Raw genomic sequence first — 19,997 nt, 5'->3', positions numbered from 1 at the left:
CCGGAACAAGTCGGCGATTGTCCCCTTAGAGCATGTCTTGGTTATTCCCGCGCAGGCGGGGATCCATACTGGCTGCCGCAGCCGATCGACTGTGACGGCCAAGCACATGGATCCCCGCCTGCGCGGGGATGACGGTTGTACATATCCGAGAGGAATAAGTGCCTAACAAGTGCGGGGTGACGGTAAAGAGGTCGATGGCGCTACCAACGCCCAGGTCGCACCCTTCGAGGGTGGGAGCAGTTGAACCTTCCCCCACTCCCTCCCCCGCGATAGAGCGCAGGCCATGGCGGCACGCGACACTTTCACCCTCGACCGGCGCAGCCTGCTGATCGGTGGAGGCGCTGGCGTCGGGCTGGTCGTCGCGCTGGCGTTGTGGCCGCGCGATTATGCCGCCAATTTGACCGCCGCGCCGGGCGAGACCGTGTTCAGCGCCTGGCTGAAAGTGGGCGAGGACGGGCAGGTCACGGTAGCGGTGCCGCAATCGGAACATGGCCAGGGTGTGTACACCACGCTGCCGCAAATCCTGGCCGACGAGCTCGGTGCCGATTGGCGGACGATCGCCGTGCAGCCGGCGCCGCTGAACCCGCTTTATGCCAATGTGCTGGCGCTCGATGAGTTGTTCGAAGGCACGTTCAGCGCGTGGCCGGCGCCGCTCCGCGCCGGGCATGCGCAGCGCCGCGCGCTGATGCTCACCGGGGGATCTTCTTCGGTGCGCGCGTTCGAGGCGCCGTTGCGCGCAGCGGGTGCGGCGGCGCGCATCTTGCTGACCAAGGCGGCGGCGGCGCGTTGGGGCGTGGAATGGCAGGCGTGCGGCGCGGCCGGCGGGTTCGTCACGCACGGCACGGATAAGCTGCGCTTCGCCACGCTCGCCGCCGAGGCGGTGGCAGGAGACGTGCCGGCCCCGATCCCGCTCCGCGCCAATGACGACAGCCGGCTCTACGGCCAGTCGCTGCCGCGGCTCGACGTGCCCGCCAAGGTGGATGGATCGGCCAATTTCGCCGGCGATGTGCGGCTGCCCGACATGGTCTATGCCAGCATCCGGCAGGGGCCGGTGGGTGATTCCAGGCTGATCCGCGTCGATCGCGCCGCCGCCGATCGCATCCGCGGGGTCAGCCAGGTGGTGATCAACGACCGTTGGGTGGCGGCGATCGCCAATAGCTGGTGGGCGGCGAACAAGGCGCTCGATGCGCTCAGCCCCCGGTTCGCCACCACCGGCGCGATCATCAACAGCGATTCGATTGCCGCCGCGCTCTCCGTGGCGCTGGATGGCCCGGGCGTGCGCATGGCGGCACAAGGCGATCTTGCGGCGGTGTTCAAGGGCGCCAGCGTCGTTACTGCAGAGTATCGCGCGGGGCTTGCGGTGCATGCCGCGATCGAGACGACCACCGCCACCGCCCAGTATCAGGATGGCCGGTTGGAATTGTGGTTGCCCACCCCCGCGCCCGGGCTGACCCGCGCAGCCGCCGCCGCGACGCTCGGCATCGCCGAGGAGGCGGTGACGATCTATCCGATGCTGGCCGGCGGTTCGTTCGGCGCCAATCTCGATCACCGTGTCGCCGAACAGGCGGCCCTGATCGCGCGGGAGATCAAGCGCCCGGTGCAACTCGTCTGGTCGCGCAGCGAAGATCTGCTGCACGATCGCTATCGCCCGCCCGCCGCGGCGCGGATGACTGCGCGGCTCGGGGCGAACGGCCAAATTCAAGGCTGGCTGGCCAAGATCGCTGCCCCGACAACCGGCCGCGAGCTGGCCGGCCGCTTGCTCGCAAAGGATCGGCTGGTGCAGACGACGCTGGCGCTTGGCGGCAAGGGCGATCCTTACGCCGTCGGTGGTGCGCGGCCGATCTATACGATCCCGAACTTCGCGATCGATCATCATCCCGCGGGAATCGGCGTGCCAACCGGGCATTGGCGCTCGGGCGCGCACAGCTACACCTGCTTCTTCACTGAATGCTTTCTCGATGAGCTGGCGCACGTCGCCGGCACCGAGCCGTTGTCATACCGGATCGGCATGCTCGGCGGTAACGCGCGGCTGGCGCGGTGTCTGTCCACTGCGGCGTCGCTTGGCGGGTGGGAGGGCGGCGTGCCGGGCAGCGGGCAGGGCATCGCCTGTCATGCCTTTCGCGGCTCCTATATCGCCGTATTGGCCGAGGCGAGCATTGGTGACGGTCAACGTCTACAGGTCGATCGCCTTGTCGCCGCCGTCGATTGCGGGCGGCAGGTCAATCCCGATGTGGTGCGCCAGGCGATCGAGGGCGGGCTGATCTTCGGCCTGGCGCAGGCGCTGGGCGCGTCGACCGGATTGACCGAAAATCTTGCCGATGCGCGCGGTTTTGGCGATCTTGCTCTTCCCCGATTGTCCAACACACCCGATATCACGATCGAACTGATCCGCAGCGAAGCCGATCCCGGCGGTGTCAGCGAACTTGCCGTCCCCCCGGTCGCTCCCGCGATCGCCAATGCCCTGCAATCTGCCACCGGCGTCCGGCTGCGCCGGCTGCCGCTGCGACCCGGAGATTAATGATGTTACCCGCGGGCCACCCGGCCATCCCCAAGCCCCAGATCGGCGTGTTGCTGACCAATCTCGGCACGCCCGATGGCCCCGATGTCAAATCGGTGAAGCGTTATCTCGGCGAATTCCTGTCCGATCGCCGCGTGGTCGAGATCCCGGCGATCGCCTGGCAGCCGATCCTGCGCGGCATCATTCTCAACACACGTCCGAAAAAGTCCGCTGAAGCATATGGTTTGGTGTGGCGCGAGGATGGCTCGCCGCTGGCCGCGATCACGCGGCTGCAGGCCGCTGCGCTCAAGGACGCGTTCGGGCCAGGCGTGCTGGTCGATTGGGCGATGCGTTACGGCAATCCCTCGATTCCTGATCGGCTGGCGGCAATGAAGGCGGCAGGCTGCGAACGCATTCTGGTTGCGCCGCTCTATCCGCAATATTGCGCGGCGACGACGGCGACGGCCAATGACAAGGCGTTCGCCGCCTTGGCCCAGATGCGCTGGCACCCGGCGCTGCGCACGCTCCCGCCCTATTATGACGATCCCGCGTATATCGGCGCGCTCAAAACGACGATCGAACAGGGCCTGGCCGCGCTCGATTTCGCCCCCGATACGATCGTGGCGAGCTTCCACGGTATGCCCGAACGTACGCTCGAACTTGGCGACCCCTATCACTGCCACTGCCAAAAAACCGCGCGGCTGCTGTCCGAAGCGCTAGGGCGGGAAGTGGTGATCTCGTTCCAATCGCGGTTCGGGCGGGCCAAATGGCTGGGGCCAGCGACTGACACCACGCTGGAGGAGTTGCCCGGCCGGGGCGTGAAGAAGGTGGCGATCCTCGCACCCGGCTTTTCTGCCGATTGCCTGGAGACGCTGGAGGAACTTGCGATCCGCGGGCGCGAGAGCTTCGTTGAGGCGGGGGGCACGCACTTTGCCTATCTGCCTTGTCTAAATGACAGCGCGGTCGGCATTGAAATGTTGCGCACCCTGCTCGGGCGAGAGCTTGAAGGCTGGGTCGCCAAGCCGTAGCGTCACTCCTCGAAAACAAGCGAGGAGAGAGCTATGGCACGCGTTGCGATCATCACCGGAGGCACGCGCGGAATCGGCGAGGCGATCAGCCTGGCGCTGCGTGATCTCGGCATCACCGTGGCGGCGAACTATGGCGGGAACGCGACGCGCGCGGCCGATTTCACGGCGCGCACTGGCATCCCCTCCTATCGTTGGGACGTTTGCGATTTCGACGCCTGCCAGGCCGGCTGCGCGCAGGTTGCAGCCGACCTGGGGGAGGTCGATATCGTGGTCAACAATGCCGGGATCACGCGCGACGGCACGATCCTGAAAATGTCCTATGACGACTGGAAAGAGGTGATCGACACCAATCTGGGCGGTTGCTTCAACATGGCCAAGGCGGTTTTCCCTGGCATGCGCCAGCGTAAATGGGGGCGGATCGTCAATATCGGCTCGATCAACGGGCAGGCCGGGCAATATGGCCAGGTCAATTATGCCGCAGCGAAATCGGGTATTCACGGCTTCACCAAGGCGCTGGCGCAGGAAGGCGCGCGCGCCGGCGTGACGGTCAACGCAATCGCGCCGGGCTATATCGATACCGATATGGTCGCGGCGGTGCCGCCGGACGTGCTGGAGAAGATCGTCGCCAAGATCCCGGTCGGGCGGCTGGGCCAGGCAAGCGAAATCGCTCGCGGCGTGGTGTTTCTGGTGTCGGAAGAGGGCGGGTTCATCACCGGATCGACGCTCAGCATCAATGGCGGGCAGCATATGTACTGACGGGCGGGGGCGGTACGGCCGGCGGCTCGCCGCTATTTTGACCGCTCCGCGCAAAAAAAAAGCGGGCCGGCACCCGAAGGCGCCGGCCCTACCCCCTGTTACGCAACGGGAGGGATCTCGTGAAACTCGTGGGGCCGCGCTTAGCGCCGGCAGCGGCGCGGATCGTCCGACTTGTCGATCGCGCGGCCGGCGAGGGCACCGGCACCGGCACCGAGCACGGCGCCCAGCGTGCGATCACCACGACCGGCGACCGTGTTGCCGAGCAGGCCACCGGCGATCGCGCCGATCACCGTGCCGCCCACCGCATCGCAGCGATCGTTACGGCTGACGCGGTTGTTGCGATAATAGCGGCGGTCATCGTTGTTGTAGCGACGATCGTTACGATAACCGCGATTGTCATAGCCGCGGTCGCCCCGATCATACTGGCTGTAGCCACGATCATAGCGCTGCGCCGAGGCCGGCGCCGCGACGATGGCGGTGGAGCCCATGGCGAGCGCGGTGAGGGCGAGCGTTACTTTCTTGAACATGGCGTATCTCCTGGGATCGGAGGAGCGGCTTCACTTCCTCGTTGATGTCTTTTTAGGGGCGCCGCATTGAGCCGAGCCTGAATGCCTTTGTTATGCGATGTTCATCGCCCGCCATGGGGTGGCGATCAGCGCGCGGGCCGTTAATGAGGGCGCGTGCGTGCCTGGCTTTCCATCCTGTCCCTGTTGATCATCGCGCCGCACTGGGATGGGCCGCAGCGGCTGGGACTGCTCGATCGCAACGCCACGATCACGGCAACGCGCGTGCCGCTCGACCCGGAGCACCCGCACCAGCGCCGCGTGGGGCGGCTGACCTATCTGGGCGGCGTTGCGCTCGAAAGCCGCGATCCGGTGTTCGGCGGGTTTTCCGCGATGACGCTGCAGGGGGACCGGTTCACGTTGATCAGCGATGGCGGCGGGATCGTGCGGTTCGGGCTCGATGCGCAGGGGCGCATCAGCACGCCCTCCATCGCCGAACTCCCCGATGGCCCTGGCGCCGGCTGGGAAAAGCGCGATCGCGACAGCGAATCGGTGATCATCGATGCGGCCACGGGCGACCTGCTGATCGGCTTCGAACGCGCCAACGAGATCTGGCGGTATGATGCCGGGCTGACCCGGGCGATCGGCCATAGCGGCCCCAGGGCAATGCGACGCTGGGACGAAAATGGCGGATCGGAAGCGATGGTGCGGCTGGCCGACGGACGCACGATCGTGTTTGCCGAATCGACCCCGTCAAAACGCAAGCCGGGCCGCCTCGCGCTGAGCTTTGCCGGCGATCCAACCCGCGCGCCGGAGGCCAATTTCAGCTTCGTCTATGTGCCGCCTAAAGGATATGATCCCAGCGACGCCGCATTGCTGCCGGACGGTCGCATCCTGATGCTCAATCGCCGATTTTCCGCGCCGTTCGATTTCACCGCCAAGCTGACCGTGGTCGATCCGCGCGCGATCCGGGCCGGTGCGCGCGTGGGCGGCGTGGAGATCGCCATGATCGACGCGCCCCTGACGCGCGACAATTTCGAGGGGCTGGTGGTGGCACAGGAGGGCCGGGCAACGGTGATCTGGCTCGTTTCGGACGACAATCAGTTCATGTTCGAACGCACGTTGCTAATGAAGTTCAGGATCGATTCGCTGCCGCGCTAAGCGCCGTATCGTGCGATGCCGTCACCGCATCATCACGATAGACGCCGACGGCCCGCGCCTCACAGGGAGGGCGGGCCGATGACTGCGCGAAACCCCAAGGGGTTTAGGCGGCGACGGAAACGTCCAGCTTCTTGCGCACGTCGCGCTTCAGGCGGCGTGCCTTGAGCGAGAGCTTGTCATCGCCGGTCTTGACCAACCAGTTATCCAGGCCGCCGACATGCTCGACCGAGCGTAGGCCGTGCGTCGAGACGCGCAGCTTAACGCTGGTGCCAAGTGCGTCGGACATCAGCGTCACGTTCTGCAGGTTGGGCAGGAAGGTCCGCTTGGTCTTGTTGTTCGCGTGGGAAACGTTGTTACCCACCATCCGGCCTTTGCCGGTCAGTTCGCAAATGCGCGACATGTTCGCTATTCCTGAGTTTCGGACCCCTGTTCGGTGTCCCGTAAAGGCGGCGCGGATAGCCCGCTCCGCGCTGGGCGTCAACCGATTCAGCCGTTAGCATGCAACCAAGCCCCGTAATACGACGTTATTACGCTATCGATCCGATTTTTTTCCCCGGGAGTATTGCTGATGCGCGCACTGTTGATCCTGATTGGGCTGGTTGCCCTCGTCGTTGTCGGACTGATGTCGGTTGGCCTGCTCAAGCTCAATACCACGCCGGGGTCGCTTCCCAATGTCAGCGTCCAGGGTGGCGAGGCGCCCAAGGTCAAGGCCGATATGGCAACATTGTCGGTCGGCGCCGAAAACAAGACGGTCGATGTGCCCACAGTCGGGACCACGCAGAAGACGATCAGCGTGCCCACCGTCCAGCTTAACCGCCCCGAGGGCAACTCCACCGCGCAATAAGCGCAGAGCGCCCGGGCTGGCGCAGTATTGCGCCGGCCCGTAAAGCGCCGGACTGGCCTGGGCGCACCCGGACGGGCATAGGGAGGCGGTGTTTCCCATGCCTGCCCCGATGCGCGCCGCGCTGGACGCCGCGCGCGCCGCCGCCAACGCCGGCGAAGTGCCGGTTGGCGCGGCGGTGGTGGCGAACGGCGCGATCATCGCGGTCGCGGCCAATGCGCCGCGCACGTTGCATGATCCGACGGCGCATGCCGAAATTCGGGCGATTCGCGCCGCGGCGGAAGTGCTGGGGAGCGATCGGCTCGAGCAGTGCGATCTGTGGGTTACGTTGGAGCCGTGCGCGATGTGCGCCGGTGCAATCGCCCATGCGCGCATCGCGCGGCTTTATTATGGGGCGGAGGATGCCAAGGGCGGCGCGGTAGCGCACGGGCCCCGCTTCTTCGCGCAGCAGACCTGCCATCATCGGCCGGAGGTGTATTCTGGCATTGGCGAAGACGAAGCCGCGGGGCTGCTGCGCGCGTTTTTCGCTGAGCGACGCTAAGCCCTGGTGCTTTCGTGGCTTCGTGCGCTTAGATTTTTCGCACGAAGCCACGAAGAAGCATCTTCTAGCGCAGATCGTCCTGCGAGATCGGCACGATCTTGATTTCGACGCGGCGATTCGCTGACTGGCCTTCGGGCGTCTCGTTGGCTGCGATCGGCTGCGATTCGCCGAAGCCACGTGTGGCAATGCGTGCCGACTGAACACCGTGGCCCGACAGGTAATCCGCCACCGAGATGGCGCGGCGTTCGGACAGGCCCTGGTTGTAATCGTCCGAGCCGGTCGAATCGGTATGGCCGTAAATGTCGATATAGGTGTCGCGATACTGGCCCAGTACGCTGCCGACCTGATCAAGCGTGCGCTGGAACTGCGGCGCGACGGCGGCGCTGTTATAGGCAAAGTTGATGCCCGATGGGATGTTGAGGATCAGATCGTCACCCTGGCGGATGACCTGCACATCGGTACCCGCGGTGCGCGCGCGCAGATCGCGCTCCTGCTTGTCCATATAGGCGCCGATCCCGGCCCCGGCGATGCCGCCAAGCCCGGCGCCGACGATCTTGGCGGTGCGATCATTGCGGCCGCCGACGATGTCGCCGAGCAGATAGCCGCCCAGCACGCCGCCCAGGCCGCCGATGGCGGTCTTGGAAATGGTCTGCCGCCCGGTTTCCGGATCGGTGACGCAGGCGCTGGTGGTGATGAGCGCGGTCAGTGCCGCGCCGATCATGAATTTCGATCGCATACTATACTCCTTGACGATGCGGCGCGCACGCTGCGCCCCCTTTGGTTGGCCACTCAACCAGCCCCGCCATAGATTGTTCCGGCTGCGATTTGATCACATAATTGCGTCGCATGGTTGTTATGCCCGGCAATGTGCGGCAAGGACGATCCAGCGTCATGGCACCGCTTCCCCCCTTCCCTTGGATCGACGTAGCGATCATCATGGCATTGATCGCGCTCAACGGCGTGTTCGCGATGTCCGAACTCGCCATCGTATCGGCGCGCAAGGCGCGGCTTGAGGCGATGGCGCGGGCCGGCAAGCGCGGCGCGCGCGCCGCACTGCTGCTGGGCGCCGATCCCGGCAAGTTCCTGTCGACCGTACAGATCGGCATCACGCTGATCGGCATTCTCGCCGGCGCTTATTCGGGCGCGAGCCTCGGCGGGCCGGTGGCGGCGCGGCTTGGCTGGCTGGGCCTGGCCGCGGAAACAACGCAAACTGTGGGCTTCATCCTGGTCATCAGCGTCACCACCTATGCCTCACTGATCGTCGGCGAGCTGGTGCCCAAGCAGATTGCGCTCCGCGCGCCCGAACCGATTGCCGCATTCATGGCCGCGCCGATGCGCTGGCTCGCTTGGGGCACCGCACCGGTCGTGTGGGTGCTCGATTCGACCAGCGCCTTGTTGTTCAAGCTGATGCGGCTGAAGCGCGAGACCGAGGATCACGTCACCGCCGAAGAACTTCACCTGATCGTCGCCGAGGCGAGCAAATCGGGCGTGATCGAGGAACATGAGCGCTCGATCATCTCGGGCGTGGTGCGCCTCGCCGATCGCCCGGTGCGCGAAGTGATGACGCCGCGCACCGATATCGTGTGGATCGATGTCGCGCTCGATTCGGACGGCATCCGTGCTGCCTTGCTGGCAGCGCCGCACAGCCGGCTGCCGGTGGCCGAAGGATCGGTCGATGCGGTGATCGGCGTGGTGCAGGCGCGCGACATCGCCGCCGCGCTGCTCGGCGGGCACGAACTCGATCTGCGCACGCTGATGCGTCAGGCACCGGTGGTGCTTGATCAGCTCGATGCGCTGGATGCGTTGGTCGCCCTGCGCGAAGCGGAAGTGCCGATGGCGCTGCTGCATGACGAATATGGCCATTTCGAAGGCATCGTCACACCGACCGATCTGCTCGCTGCGATCGCCGGAGAGTTCGCCTCGGACAGCAATCCTGAGGACAGCCCATCAGTGGTGGTGCGCGACGATGGCTCGCTGCTCGTTTCGGGCCAGATGGCGGTGGATGCGCTGGCCGAGCGGCTCGGCATCGAGCTGCCCGAAGATCGTGACTATGCAACGGTCGCAGGGCTGGCGCTGGCGGTGTTTCGCCATCTGCCGGGCGAGGGCGAAAGCTTTGTGCAGCAGGGCTGGAAATTCGAAGTGGTCGATCTCGATGGTCGGCGGATCGACAAGTTGCTGGTCAGCGCGGTCAGCGCCGGCTGAGACGGCGCACGCGTCGCGGCCTCGCCGCCGTCACCCCAGCGAAAGCTGGAGTCCCCGGCGGCTCTGGCCCGCGCATACCGCCTGATATCCCAGCTTTCGCTGGGATGACGGTGCAAGCGCCTCAGTTCCCAAGCTTGCCGAATTCGGCCTCATAGCCCGCTTTGTCGCCTGCGCACAGCAAACGTGCCTGTTCGGCCCAGCGGTCGCGCGCCGGACGGCCGCGGAAGGCGCCGAGGCGTATATCCAGATCGTCCAGCTCAGCCGGGCTCATCGCCGCGATCTGCTCGACGCGGGTGATGCCGAGCTCGGCCAGTGCGGCGGCCAGCTTGGGGCCCAGGCCCTTGAGTTGCCGGATATCGCGCGCCAGCGGCGCTGGCGCAGCGGCGACCGTTTCGGTGCGGTCGGGCGTGGGTTTGACGTCGACCGGCAGTGGATTGCCGAGCGGTGGCGGGGCAGGGGCAAAGGCGGGCGGTGTGGCCCGGGGTGTCGCCACCGGTGCGGCATAATTCATCGGCGCCATCGCGTCATCGACCACGGCGGGCGGCGTTGGCGATGGAGTCTCTGCGGTCGTCTCGGGGACGCCCGCAGCCTCGCGCCGTTCCACCGTTTCCGCTCGCGCCGCACGGCGTGCGCGTTTCAGCCCCATGCCAAACAGGATGCCGGCGATGGCGAGCAGCGCAAAGATGCCCATCACCACGAACTGCGCAACGGTGAAGGACGTGACGTCCATGGGCATTTCCGTCATCGATTGCTCCAGATACGCAAGGTTACAGGCGAGTATCACCAGGATTCACGGCGCGTCCATCAACGATCTTGGGCGCTGCTCGCTTCGCCTGGCCGTAGCGCTTTTTATCGGGCGTGGCCTAGCCCTGCCGGGCAATCTCGCGCCAGCCGATATCGCGGCGATTGAACCCGCCGGGAAAATCGATCTTGGCCACCGCATCATAGGCGGCTTGCTGCGCCGCCGCGATCTCCGGCGCCATTGCCGTCACCGCCAGCACGCGCCCGCCGCTGGCCACCAGCGCGTCACCGTCGCGGCGTGTGCCGGCCTGGAAAACCTGCGCGCCGCCGGCCTCGGCTGCGGCAATCCCGGCGATGCGCCCGCCGGCTTCGGGCGTGCCCGGATAGCCATTGGCCGCCATCACCACGGTGAGCGCGGTGTCGGGCGCGAAGACCGGTGCGGGCTGATCGGCCAGCGTGCCATTGGCGACCGCGAGCAGCAATGCCAGCAGATCGCCTTGATAACGCAGCATCAGCACCTGGCATTCGGGATCGCCGAAGCGCGCATTATATTCGATCAGCTTGGGGCCCTCGGCCGTGAGCATCAGCCCGGCATAGAGCACGCCCGAAAAGGGCATGCCCGCCGCCGCCATCGCCGCCACGGTCGGCGCGACGATCTCGTCGATCGCCTGCTGCTCCAGCGCGGCCGTCAGCACCGGCGCCGGGCTGTAGGCGCCCATCCCGCCGGTGTTCGGCCCGGTATCGCCATCACCGACGCGTTTGTGATCCTGCGCCGTGCCGAACGGCATCAGCGCGGTGCCGTCGGTCAGCACGAACAGGCTGACCTCTTCGCCCTCGAGGAACTCCTCGATCACCGCCTCCGCCCTGGGCACTGAAAAAAGATCGGCGATGGCGGCTTCCGCCTCGGCACGCGTCATCGCGACGGTCACGCCCTTGCCCGCCGCCAGCCCATCGGCCTTGATCACGACGGGCAGCCCGAAATCGCCGAGCGCCGCCAATGCGCCATCGCGCGACGTCACTTTGGCATAGGCCGCGGTGGGAATATTCGCGCGGGTGCAGATTTGCTTGGTGAAGCCCTTCGATCCCTCCAGTTGCGCCGCCGCCTTGTTGGGGCCGAACACCGGCAGCCCCATCATGCGGATATTATCCGCCAGGCCATCGACCAGCGGCGCTTCCGGCCCGATCACCACCAGCCCGATCGAGTGACGGTGGCAGAAATCGATCACCGCGCGGTGATCTGCCGCATCCAGCGCGACCAGCTCGGCATGCTCGGCGATGCCGGGATTGCCGGGTGCGGCATAGAGCTTTGTCAGCCCTTTCGATTGCGCCAGCCGCCAGGCAAGCGCATGTTCACGGCCCCCGGAGCCGATCAGCAGGACATTCATGGCCGACCCCTTTTTCGATACCAACCACCGGCTGGTAGCCGAGGAGACCCCCGGCGACAACGCCGCCGCGATGGGCGTCGGCGAACTCGCGCAGAAACTGAAACGCGTGGTCGAGGGCGAGTTCGGTCATGTCCGGCTGCGCGGCGAGATATCGGGCTATAAGCGCGTCGCCTCGGGCCATGCCTATCTGTCGTTGAAGGACGACAGCGCGGTGCTGGATGGCGTGATCTGGAAGGGGCAGGTGAACATGCTGCCGTTCCAGCCGCAGGACGGCATCGAGGTGATCGCCACCGGCAAGATCACCACCTATCCGGGCCGCTCCAAATACCAGATCATCATCGATCGGATGGAGCTTGCCGGCGAAGGCGCGCTGATGGCGTTGCTGGAAAAATTGAAGGCCAAGCTGGCGGGCGAGGGGCTGTTCGAAGGCGCACGCAAGCAGCGGCTCCCCTTTTTGCCACGCACGATCGGCGTGGTGACGTCGCCGACCGGCGCCGTCATTCGCGATATCCTGCACCGGCTGGCCGATCGCTGCCCCAGCCATGTATTGGTCTGGCCGGTGAAAGTGCAGGGCGACGGCGCCGCGGCCGAGATCGCCGCCGCCGTGCGCGGGTTCGATGCGATGCCGGCGGAAACGCGCCCCGATCTGGTCATCGTCGCGCGCGGCGGCGGCTCGATCGAGGATCTGTGGGCGTTTAACGAGGAAGTCGTGGTCCGCGCGGTGGCGGCGTGCAGCATCCCGATCATTTCCGCCGTCGGCCATGAGACCGACACCACCTTGTGCGATTTCGCCGCCGATCTGCGCGCGCCGACGCCCACCGCGGCGGCGGAAATGGCTGTGCCGGTGCTGGCCGATCTGCGCCTGACGCTCGATGCCCACGCCCAGCGCACCGAGCGCTGCGCGCGGCGCTATCATGACCGCGGGCGCGAAAGGCTGGAGGCGCTGGTGCGCGTGCTGCCCAAGCGCGATGCGCTGCTCGGGCCGCAGCGCCAGCGCGCCGACGATGCCGGTGCGCGGCTCGATCGCGGGCTGGAGCGGCGCATCGGCATGGCCCGCAGCCAGCTCGATCGCGCTGGCGGTGCGCTCAGGCCCGCGATGCTCGAGCAGCGGCTGCTGCGCGCCAGCGAGCGGCTGGAAGGCGTGCGGCGGCTGCTCGATTCGGTCCACCCCAATCGCCCGCTGGAGCGCGGTTATGCCTGGATTGAGGGGCGGCCCGGCGGCAAGGTGATCTCCACCGCCGCAGCGGCGCGCGGCGCGGGCGCGGTGACGTTGCACTTCCGCGACGGGCCCGTCGATGCGCGGGTTGAGCGTGGCGGCGCCAAGGCATATGACAAAGTGACGGTCGATCAGCCGACCCTGTTATAATTCGGACCTTGCCCATGTTGATGTCGAACACCGATCGCCCTGCGCGGCTTCATTATATGGCCAATGGCTTCCGCGTGCTGGCGCCCGGCGATCATGTCGTCTGCGCGGTATCGGGCGAGCGGATCGCGCTGGAGGATCTGCGCTACTGGAGCGTCGGCGCGCAGCAGGCCTATGCCTCGGCGGAGATCGCCACGCGTGCGATGAGCCCGGCGCATTGATGCAGCGCACCGGGCGCTGCCGGCGCCTACGTGTTGTCATCGCCGGAGCGGTTATGCTGTGCGGCGCTGCCGCCGCGCCTGCGGTACGAGCCGTTCAGCAGCCCGCGCCGACCGCGCTCAGCTATAGCGGCGCACGGACGCAAGGCGGCGCGGTGATCGGCATCGCTCCCGCCGGCACGCGCGCGCTGACGCTTGACGGTGCAGCCGTCCCCGTGGCGCCCGATGGCCGCTTCCTGATCGCTTTCGATCGCGACGCGGGGCCCGTGGCGACGGTGATCGCCACGCTGGCGGATGGCCGTCAGGTCAGCGACACGCTGACCATCGCGCCGCGCGCCTGGAATATCTCGCGGCTCAACAGCCTGCCCAAATATCCCGTCCCCGCTGCCGAATTCGCGCGCATCCGCCCTGGCGAACTGGCGCAGATCGCCGCGGCGCGCGGCACGCCGGCGGACACGATGGGCTGGCGGCAACGCTTTCTGTGGCCGACCATGGGCCGCATCTCGACGCTGTTCGGGGCACAGCGCGTGTATCGGAATGGCGAGGCGGGCGCCTATCATTCGGGCATCGACATCGCCCGCGCGACGGCCACACCGGTGCTGGCGCCGGCGGATGGCGTGGTGATCCTCGCCGCCGATCATCCCTTCACGCTGGAGGGCAATCTGCTGATGATCGATCACGGCATGGGCCTGAACAGCGCGTTCCTGCATCTCTCGCGCATCGACGTGCGCGTCGGCGATCGCGTGACGCGGGGGCAACTGGTTGGTGCCGTGGGGATGAGCGGCCGCGCGACCGGACCGCATCTGCACTGGAGCCTGAAATGGCGCGACGCGCGGATCGATCCGCTGCTGCTGGCGGGGGCGATGCCGGCGGGGTGAGATCAGCGCGGCAAGGCCGGCGACAGCGGCGGATAGAAAGCGCGCTGCCGCCAAATCGGGTTGGGGGGCTCCTCGGGATTGGGCAGCGCGAACCCGACATAGCCGAAAAATGTCGCGATCAGCCGTTCGCTTGCATCAAGGATAGCGGTGCGCCCATGCATGAAGCGGGTGTTGTCGAGCATCAGCACGTCGCCGGCCTGCCAGCTTACCGCCACGCCGACCGAATCGCCCGCGGCCTTGATCGCGTGCATCCATTCCTCCGGTACTGGACGCCCATCATCGAGCAGCGGGAAATCGTGGCGGTTGTTGTTGAACCGCGCGAACAACAGAAAATTGCCGAACGCTGGCGCATCGATAAACATCGGACGGTGCAAAGCCGGGCGCGTGAAGATGCGCACAAGATGGCCGTCGATGCGGCGAAAGAAATACGGGCAGGAGGGTGGCGGCGCGGCCAGCTGCGCGTCGCTTGGATTCGCGCTGCCCAGCCAATATTCGAGCAACGCTGGCCAGGTCGCCATGATGTGAAGCAGCCGGCGGTGCTCGAGCCGTTCGCGCAGCGCGGCGGGAAGCGCGCGGACCAGCGCGACGCCGTCGCAGATCGTCGTTGCGCCACCTTGGCTCGGTGGCGACAGGCAACCGAAAAATGCCGCGTCGGGCTTCCACGGTTCGCGTGACAATTCCGGGTGAAACGAAAACGCCTTGGTGCCGCCATCGACGGTGTGAACATTGTATTCGCTGTGGAGCGGTTTGCGCCCAGGGCTCTCGTTGATGACCGAGGTAGGGCAGAAGCGCCGTGCGAAGGCGGTAAAGTGCGCGACATCGGCGCCGAAACCGCGCAGCAGCAGCGCGCCGTGCGCCTTGTACAGCGCGATGATCTCGTCAGCCGCGATGTCGAGGATCGTTTCGCCCGCTACAGCTTCGATCAGCACCTGAGGGCGGCCGGGTTCGGGCAGATGGATCCTGGGCATGGCACGGGCGGGATAGCGGCAAATATTCGTTCGAGCTATACCCTTGCGATGACCCTGACGCTGGCCGACCTGTGCGCATCGCCCGACCATTATCTTCATTCGCTGGATGGCGAAACGGCAGTATTCGTACCGATGGATCGCGCCGCGTATCATCGGTCGATCTTTCTCGATGCCCGGATAATGCCCGCGGCCGAGGGATCGATGCGCGTTCCGGTAGCCGCTTTTGACGGCGTGGACATGCCGATCCAACCTACCGCCTGGATTTTCCATGTCGCCCATTGTGGATCGACCTTGCTGGCGCGCGCGCTCGATCAATTATCGGGCAATCTGGTGTTGCGTGAGCCGCTCGCGCTGCGCCAATGCGCAATTAGTGCCGACGCTGCGCGCTTGCCGATCGTAACGGCCATGCTGGGCAAACGGTATCAGTCTGACCTGCTGACTATCGTCAAGGCCAACGTGCCGGTCAATTTCCTGCTGCCCGAGCTGGCGGTGATGGCCCCTCATGCTCCCGCGATCTTCCTGCATCTCGGCCTGCGTGATTATCTGTCCGCCATCCTGCGCAGCGACAATCACCGTGCGTGGCTGCGGCGCGTGACGACATTGCTCGCGTCGCATTTGGGTGACATGACGGGGTGGCCGGATGCCGACCGCGCGGCCGCCTTGTGGCTGGCGCAGACCGAGCGTTTTGCCGTCGCACTGGAGCAGATGCCGCAGGCCCGCAGCCTGGACGCGGAAATCTTCTTCACCGCGCCGGCGCCGGTCTTAGCGGCGACGGCACGACTTTTTCGGATGCCGCTCGACGATGCTGATAGCGACGCCATTGCCGGGGGCGCTTTGTTTACGCGCTATTCGAAAGATCCGACGGTACAATTCGATAATAACGCGCGATTAGCGCGGCGCGCGACCATTGAGACAGCGTTGGCGGATGAGCTGGCGGCAGCGCAGCGCTGGATCGAGCGGCAGCCCGGGGCGACGCCGGCCGCCGCCATTCTCGCCGGCGCCGCGCTAATCAATTAAGCGTCGCTAGCGCACACGCATGCCGCGGACGCTGCGTTGTCCGTCGATGGCGATGAAATAGTTGCCAAGCGCGCCCCGCCTGATGCGCACCTTGGCGCCCGGGCGTGGCGGGAAGGGCACCGGGTCAGTCGTCACCCACACCGCCGCGCCCTCGGCGAGGCGCAGTTCCACACGGCCATTGGCGGTGGCTCTGGCGCTGACGACGGTTGTGTTAAGTTCGGCAAATTCTGCCTCCTTGGCATCCTTGTCATCGCGCCCGCCATCGAAAAGGCCGATCCGCGGAATCGCGAATCCAAATAGCGAACGGCGCGCCTGGCGGACCTCTTGCCGATCAACGATGGTGATTTCCTTCGCCCTGACCGCACCCTCCAGCGCTGCCGCCGCTTTGTCGAAACATTCCAGCCGTGCCGCCGCCGTTTCAATCGCGCGACATGATGTAAAGGATTGTAAAACGCCGTCCGAGGAGCGCGTCTGGGCCGCGACGGCACTGCTGCAGCACAGTAACGTCGTTGTAATCAGGGCTGTTCTTTTATGCACGCGTCATCTCCCCTTGGTCTTGCGCCGGTTTATGGATGCGCGCCCTGGCAGACAAGCGCATCCCCTCACTGTGGCGTAGATGATACAGATGGGACAAAATTTGTTACTTTCGTAACGATCCCGTTGCCGTTCGCGCAATAAGTCGATTAATCGAGCACATCGGACCGGCGTCACGTCGGTCGATGATCCGCAACCGGATCACTCAAAGGGGAAATCCATGCTCGCATCCTATCGTTCGCGCCTCTTGACCTCGACTTTGCTGGTCGGCGCGGCATTCGCCGCCAGCCCGGCCTTCGCGCAGGACGCCGATCCGGCGAGCCAGCCCAAGACGGGGGTGCAGAGTACCGACGCCGCGGCACCCGCCGCTGGGATTTCGAGCCAGGAATCGGCGCCACCGGCGGACGAGAACACGCAGGGTGACATCGTCGTCACCGGCACGCTGATCCGTAATCCCAACCTCGTTTCGTCGAGCCCGGTCGCGGTGATCGGCCAGGAAGAAATCAACCTTCGCCAGTCCAACAACGCCGAGCAGATCCTGCGCGATCTGCCGGGCGTGGTTCCGTCGATCGGCGCACAGGTCAATAACGGCAATGGCGGCGCGTCGTATGCCGATCTTCGTGGTCTCGGTAACTTCCGTAACGTCGTGCTGCTGGATGGTTCGCGTATCTCTCCCTCGAGCACGGTCGGTCGCGTCGATCTCAACAACATTCCGCTGGCGCTGATCGAGCGCGTCGACACGCTGACCGGCGGCGCTGCCACCACCTATGGTGCGGACGCCGTCTCGGGTGTCGTCAACTTTATCACCCGTTCGGACTTTTCGGGCATGGAGTTGAATGTCGGCGAGCAGATCACCGGGCAGGGCGATGGCGAGCAGACTCGCGTCGATTTGACGCTGGGTTCGAACTTCGATGACGGCCGCGGCAACGTGGTCTTCTCGGTCGGTTATCAGAATTCCGACCCGATCTATCAGGGCGCACGCAAGTTCTCGGTCAACAACTACACCTCGACCTCGGGCGGCATCGGCGGTTCGGGCACCACCGTCCCGTCGCGCTTCTCCGTCACGGGCCAGGGCAACCAGCAGATCAACCCGACGACGGGTGCCTTGCAGACCCCGGTCGTGCCGTTCAACTTCAATCCATATAACATTTTTCAGACACCGTTCCAGCGTTTCAACATGTACGGCGCCGGGCATTACGAAGTGTCCGATAAGATCGAAGTATATGGCCGTGGGCTGTTCTCGAAGAACACCGTCAGCACGATCATTGCGCCATCGGGTATCTTCGGTTCGTCGCTCGCCGTGCCCTTCTCGAACCCGTATCTGCCCGCGGCTGCACGCGGAACCTTCTGCGCCAATAACCCGACGTTCAACGCTCAGAACGTTCGTGTGGCGCAGCTGACCGCCGCCGAGTGCGCCGCTGCCGCAACTGCGACATCGATCACCGACCCGAACTTCCGCTATTTCACGGTGGCGACAAACCGTCGCACGAGCGAAGTCGGCCCGCGTATCTCCGATTATGTCACGCAGGTGTTCGACTTCAAGGTGGGCGCGAAGATCAACCTCACCGAAGCGCTCAGCCTTGATGTCGGCGGCAATTACGGTGAGTCCGAAAACCAGCAGACGATCCGCAACTATGTGCTGACGTCGCGCGCGCGTTCGGCAGCGTTCGCGACCAATACCACGACCTGCCTCGGCGGCGCACCGGGCGGTGCGGATATCACTGCCGCTGGCGGCTGCGTGCCGCTCAACCTGTTCGGTGCAGACGGTTCGATCACGCCGTCGCAGGTTCAGTATCTTACCGCGAACAGCACCTCGACCAACCGCACCTCGCTGGCCCAGGCCCACGCGTTGCTGTCGGGCGATTTCGGTGTTGCATCCCCATTCGCATCGCAGCCGATCAGCTTCGCTGCGGGCGCCGAGTATCGCAAGTATAGGGGCTCGCAGGATTCGGATATCTTGTCGCAGACCCCTGGCGAACTGGGCGGCGCTGGTGGCGCTGCACCGACCTATGCGGGCGGCTATGACGTCTATGAAGGCTATGGCGAATTGATCGCACCGCTGGTTTCGGACCGGCCGTTCTTCAAGAGCCTGACGGTCGAGGGCGGTATCCGCTATTCGAGCTACAACGTTTTCTCCGATCTGAGCGACGGCTACAACACTACCACTTATAAGGGTGGCGGTAGCTGGGAGCCGGTCGACGGTCTGAAGATCCGCGGCAACTACCAGCACGCCGTTCGCGCGCCGAACATCAACGAGCTGTTCTCGCCGATCAGCACTGCGCTGACCAACCTGTCGGTCGATGCTTGCGCCGGCACAGGCCCCGTGACGAACGCCAACTTGCGCGCGGTCTGCCTCGCGCAGGGCGCTACCGCAGCGCAGATCGGCAATATCGAACGGCCAACCGCGTCTCAGGCGAACTTCACCGGCGGTGGCAATATCGCGCTGCGACCTGAAAAATCCGATTCCTACACGCTCGGTGTGGTTCTTCAGCCCAGCAACGTCGTGCCGGGCCTGTCGATCACGGTCGATTACTACCATATCAAGATCAAGGATGCGATTTCGCAGCCGCCCGCGCTGGTGGCCTATAACGCCTGCTTCGGTAACATCACCGCCGCTAGCGCTACGTCAGCGGCATGCACGGTCATCCGCCGCAATCCGGACACTGGCGCGCTCGACGGCGACGCCGCCACCACGCCAGGCCTGCTCATTCTGCCGAGCAACCTGGGCTCGGTGCTGACCGACGGCATCGATCTCGGTGTAAACTATCGTCGCGATCTCGGCTTTGCGAAGCTTAACTTCAGCTTCCAGGGGAACTGGACCAATCGCTCGATCTTCTACTCGGTGGCCGGCGACGATACGACGCGTCTGAGCTGCGTTGGTCTGTATGGTACGAACTGCGGTTCACCCGCATCGGCGGGTCCAAACTCGACTCCGGGGTCAATGCAGCCGGAGTTCAGCTGGAACCAGCGCACCACGCTGACCTTCGGGCCAGCCGATGTGTCGCTGCTGTGGCGCCATATTGACGGTATGCAGGCTGAGGGTGGCCGAACCATTTTCAACGGCACGATCGTTGGTGGCTCGTTGAATGGAGAAACGTATAATTTCTCCAAGATTCCTGCCTACAACTACTTCGACGTGGCAGTGCGGTTCGGCGTCAACGACAATATGGACTTCACCTTCACCGTGGCCAATATCGCCGACAAGAAGCCGCCGATTGTCGGTGGCACGATCGGCACGACCACCTTCAACAGCGGCAACACTTATCCGTCGACCTACGATGCGATCGGTCGTCGTTTTGCGGCAGGTGTCCGTCTGAAGTTCTGATCGTAGCGATGGTCCTTTAAGGAGGGGCGGGCTTCGGCT

Annotated in this window: 19 protein-coding genes; 12 read left to right on the top strand and 7 right to left on the bottom strand. The window is 65.4% G+C overall.

The window, feature by feature from the left end; genetic code table 11:
• Positions 1-283 precede the first annotated feature (283 nt).
• Genes ABC969_RS10450 through phbB form a run of 3 tightly spaced genes read left to right on the top strand, consistent with a single transcriptional unit; the run spans position 284 to position 4,281 of the window.
• Complete coding sequence (locus ABC969_RS10450; RefSeq protein WP_345864766.1) at positions 284-2,518, top strand: xanthine dehydrogenase family protein molybdopterin-binding subunit; 2,235 nt, start codon at positions 284-286, stop codon at positions 2,516-2,518.
• Complete coding sequence (hemH, locus tag ABC969_RS10445; protein ID WP_345864764.1) at positions 2,518-3,525, top strand: ferrochelatase; 1,008 nt, start codon at positions 2,518-2,520, stop codon at positions 3,523-3,525. Before ABC969_RS10450 ends, hemH begins: the two co-directional genes overlap by 1 nt.
• Before the next feature lie 33 nt (positions 3,526-3,558).
• The gene (gene phbB, locus ABC969_RS10440; RefSeq protein WP_345864763.1) at positions 3,559-4,281 is read left to right on the top strand and encodes an acetoacetyl-CoA reductase; all 723 of its coding nucleotides are present in this window, start codon (positions 3,559-3,561) and stop codon (positions 4,279-4,281) included.
• A gap of 140 nt (positions 4,282-4,421) precedes the next feature.
• Here the strand turns inward: phbB and ABC969_RS10435 are convergent, their stop codons facing one another.
• Positions 4,422-4,808, bottom strand: coding sequence for a glycine zipper 2TM domain-containing protein (locus tag ABC969_RS10435; protein ID WP_345864762.1), 387 nt, complete (start codon positions 4,806-4,808; stop codon positions 4,422-4,424).
• Positions 4,809-4,961: 153 nt separating this feature from the next.
• Between ABC969_RS10435 and ABC969_RS10430 the strand changes: the two genes are divergently transcribed.
• Entirely contained in the window at positions 4,962-5,945 is a 984-nt protein-coding gene (locus ABC969_RS10430; protein WP_345864760.1) for an esterase-like activity of phytase family protein, read from the top strand.
• 103 nt (positions 5,946-6,048) lie between these two features.
• On the opposite strand, the gene rpmB is transcribed toward ABC969_RS10430, so the two are convergent.
• Positions 6,049-6,345, bottom strand: a complete 297-nt coding sequence (rpmB, locus tag ABC969_RS10425; RefSeq protein ID WP_345864759.1) for a 50S ribosomal protein L28 — start codon at positions 6,343-6,345, stop codon at positions 6,049-6,051.
• A gap of 168 nt (positions 6,346-6,513) precedes the next feature.
• Here rpmB and ABC969_RS10420 point away from each other — a divergent pair, with 168 nt between their 5' ends.
• Positions 6,514-6,789, top strand: a complete 276-nt coding sequence (locus ABC969_RS10420; protein WP_345864757.1) for a hypothetical protein — start codon at positions 6,514-6,516, stop codon at positions 6,787-6,789.
• A 97-nt stretch (positions 6,790-6,886) separates the two neighbouring features.
• A complete protein-coding gene (locus ABC969_RS10415) occupies positions 6,887-7,327 on the top strand; it encodes a nucleoside deaminase (RefSeq protein ID WP_345864756.1) in 441 nt (146 codons plus the stop codon).
• Positions 7,328-7,391: 64 nt separating this feature from the next.
• Here the strand turns inward: ABC969_RS10415 and ABC969_RS10410 are convergent, their stop codons facing one another.
• Positions 7,392-8,063, bottom strand: coding sequence for a YiaD family glycine zipper/OmpA-like lipoprotein (locus ABC969_RS10410; RefSeq protein ID WP_345864754.1), 672 nt, complete (start codon positions 8,061-8,063; stop codon positions 7,392-7,394).
• Between the two features lie 155 nt (positions 8,064-8,218).
• Here ABC969_RS10410 and ABC969_RS10405 point away from each other — a divergent pair, with 155 nt between their 5' ends.
• Positions 8,219-9,529, top strand: coding sequence for a hemolysin family protein (locus ABC969_RS10405; RefSeq protein ID WP_345864752.1), 1,311 nt, complete (start codon positions 8,219-8,221; stop codon positions 9,527-9,529).
• 121 nt (positions 9,530-9,650) lie between these two features.
• Here the strand turns inward: ABC969_RS10405 and ABC969_RS10400 are convergent, their stop codons facing one another.
• Both ABC969_RS10400 and purD read right to left on the bottom strand, forming a co-directional pair.
• Complete coding sequence (locus ABC969_RS10400; RefSeq protein WP_345864751.1) at positions 9,651-10,274, bottom strand: helix-hairpin-helix domain-containing protein; 624 nt, start codon at positions 10,272-10,274, stop codon at positions 9,651-9,653.
• A gap of 118 nt (positions 10,275-10,392) precedes the next feature.
• A complete protein-coding gene (gene purD / locus ABC969_RS10395) occupies positions 10,393-11,655 on the bottom strand; it encodes a phosphoribosylamine--glycine ligase (protein WP_345864749.1) in 1,263 nt (420 codons plus the stop codon).
• Here purD and xseA point away from each other — a divergent pair.
• The 3 genes from xseA to ABC969_RS10380 are packed head-to-tail and all read left to right on the top strand — an operon-like array spanning position 11,654 to position 14,114.
• Entirely contained in the window at positions 11,654-13,021 is a 1,368-nt protein-coding gene (xseA, locus tag ABC969_RS10390; RefSeq protein ID WP_345864747.1) for an exodeoxyribonuclease VII large subunit, read from the top strand. The two genes, purD and xseA, sit on opposite strands and share 2 nt — an antisense overlap.
• Positions 13,022-13,035: 14 nt before the next feature.
• Positions 13,036-13,239 (top strand): DUF2093 domain-containing protein, encoded by a 204-nt coding sequence (locus tag ABC969_RS10385; RefSeq protein ID WP_345864746.1) that lies wholly within the window; start codon positions 13,036-13,038, stop codon positions 13,237-13,239.
• Positions 13,240-13,292: 53 nt separating this feature from the next.
• Positions 13,293-14,114 (top strand): peptidoglycan DD-metalloendopeptidase family protein, encoded by an 822-nt coding sequence (locus ABC969_RS10380; protein ID WP_345864744.1) that lies wholly within the window; start codon positions 13,293-13,295, stop codon positions 14,112-14,114.
• Between the two features lie 2 nt (positions 14,115-14,116).
• Here the strand turns inward: ABC969_RS10380 and ABC969_RS10375 are convergent, their stop codons facing one another.
• The gene (locus ABC969_RS10375; RefSeq protein ID WP_345864743.1) at positions 14,117-15,082 is read right to left on the bottom strand and encodes a TauD/TfdA family dioxygenase; all 966 of its coding nucleotides are present in this window, start codon (positions 15,080-15,082) and stop codon (positions 14,117-14,119) included.
• Between the two features lie 48 nt (positions 15,083-15,130).
• Here ABC969_RS10375 and ABC969_RS10370 point away from each other — a divergent pair, with 48 nt between their 5' ends.
• Positions 15,131-16,099: a hypothetical protein gene (locus ABC969_RS10370; RefSeq protein ID WP_345864742.1), complete on the top strand. Its 969-nt coding sequence runs from the start codon at positions 15,131-15,133 to the stop codon at positions 16,097-16,099.
• A gap of 6 nt (positions 16,100-16,105) precedes the next feature.
• On the opposite strand, the gene ABC969_RS10365 is transcribed toward ABC969_RS10370, so the two are convergent.
• Entirely contained in the window at positions 16,106-16,636 is a 531-nt protein-coding gene (locus ABC969_RS10365; RefSeq protein ID WP_345864741.1) for a hypothetical protein, read from the bottom strand.
• Between the two features lie 217 nt (positions 16,637-16,853).
• On the opposite strand from ABC969_RS10365, the gene ABC969_RS10360 reads away from it, so the two are divergent.
• On the top strand, positions 16,854-19,958 hold the full coding sequence (locus tag ABC969_RS10360; protein WP_345864739.1) for a TonB-dependent receptor plug domain-containing protein: 3,105 nt from the start codon (positions 16,854-16,856) through the stop codon (positions 19,956-19,958).
• The last annotated feature ends 39 nt before the right edge of the window (positions 19,959-19,997 follow it).

It is taken from the genome of Sphingomonas qilianensis (genome assembly GCF_039614825.1).
Taxonomy (GTDB): domain Bacteria; phylum Pseudomonadota; class Alphaproteobacteria; order Sphingomonadales; family Sphingomonadaceae; genus Sphingomonas; species Sphingomonas qilianensis.
Note: the sequence above shows the minus strand (reverse complement) of the source record. Positions and strands in the feature narration are given on the sequence as shown.